Annotated in this window: 2 protein-coding genes; both read right to left on the bottom strand. The window is 66.7% G+C overall.

All coding sequences use genetic code 11. The features are described 5' to 3' along the window. Positions 1 to 600, bottom strand: a 600-nt coding sequence (locus EN914_RS35870) for a methionine ABC transporter permease (protein WP_164779189.1), incomplete at its 3' end; no start/stop codon positions are given. Beyond that, the coding region (locus EN914_RS35865; protein WP_127389708.1) for a methionine ABC transporter ATP-binding protein at positions 581 to 1,257 on the bottom strand (677 nt) is incomplete at its 5' end. The genes EN914_RS35865 and EN914_RS35870, both read right to left, overlap by 20 nt.

The following is a 1,257-nucleotide window of genomic DNA, read 5'->3' as shown; positions in this document are numbered from 1 at the left end:
GACCAGGATGATCAGCACGATGACCACTGCGATCATCACCGACGTCTCAAAACGCTGGTAGCCGTAGCGGATGGCGAGGTCGCCGAGGCCGCCGGCGCCGATCGCGCCGGCCATGGCTGACGCACCGATCAGCGTCACCAGCGTCACCGTGAAGCCGGCGACGATGCCGGGCAGGGCTTCTGGCACCAGCACCTCGCGGATGATCGTCCAGCGGTTGCCGCCCATGGCGCGCGCCGCCTCGATCAGCCCGCGATCGACTTCGCGCAGCGACACTTCGGCGATGCGCGCATAGTAGGGCGTGGCGGCGATCGACAGCGGCACGATGGCTGCCCATGTGCCGATCGAGGTGCCGACGATCAGCCGCGTCACCGGGATCAGCGCCACCAGAAGGATGATGAAGGGCACCGAGCGGAAGCCGTTGATGATGGCGCCGAGCGCCCGGTTCACCCAAAGGCTTTCGGCAATGCCGCCGCGTTCGGTAGCAATCAGCGCCAGGCCGAGCGGCAGGCCGAAGACCAGCGAGATGAGGCCGGAGGCGGCCGTCATCAGCACCGTCTCCCAGATCGAACGCAGCAGAAGTTCAAACAGGATTGGCGACATGGCCAAGCACCTCCACCCGCGCCTGGCGGGCCTTCAGGAATGTGATGATGTCAGCAAGATGATTTGCATCGCTGCCGGGAACCGAAAGGAGCAGCGTGCCGACCGGCTGCTGCTGGATATGGTCGATGCCGCCATGGACGAGGCGGAAGGCGCCTGGAACAGCCGTGGCAAGGTCGGACAGCAATGGCCTGCTTGCCGCTTCGCCGGCCACATCCACGCGCAGGATCGTCTCCGGGCCGGCCGCCGGCAGCAGCCGGGCCGCCAGTTCGGCTGGCAGCTGCGGCCGGATGGCGCCGAGCAGGCTTTTGGTGATGTCTGATTGTGGGTCGGCAAACACCGACCAGACCGGCCCTTGCTCGACGATGCGTCCGGCGTCGATCACCGCCACGCGGTCGGCGATGGAACGGATCACCTCCATCTCATGGGTGATCAAAAGGATGGTCAGGCCAAGCTGCCGGTTGATGTCCTTGAGCAGTGCGAGGATGGAGCGCGTCGTCTCCGGATCGAGCGCCGAGGTGGCTTCGTCCGACAGGAGCAGCGCCGGGCGCGCGGCAAGCGCCCTGGCGATGCCGACCCGTTGCTTCTGGCCGCCCGACAGCGACGCCGGATAGGCCTTGGCTTTCTCCGACAGGCCGACGAGATCGAGCAGTTCGGCGG

This window comes from Mesorhizobium sp. M7A.F.Ca.CA.001.08.2.1, from assembly GCF_003998455.1.
In the GTDB taxonomy this organism is placed as follows: domain Bacteria; phylum Pseudomonadota; class Alphaproteobacteria; order Rhizobiales; family Rhizobiaceae; genus Mesorhizobium; species Mesorhizobium ciceri.
The sequence above is the reverse complement of the archived record's forward strand: the minus strand, read 5'-3'. Positions and strand labels throughout refer to the sequence as shown.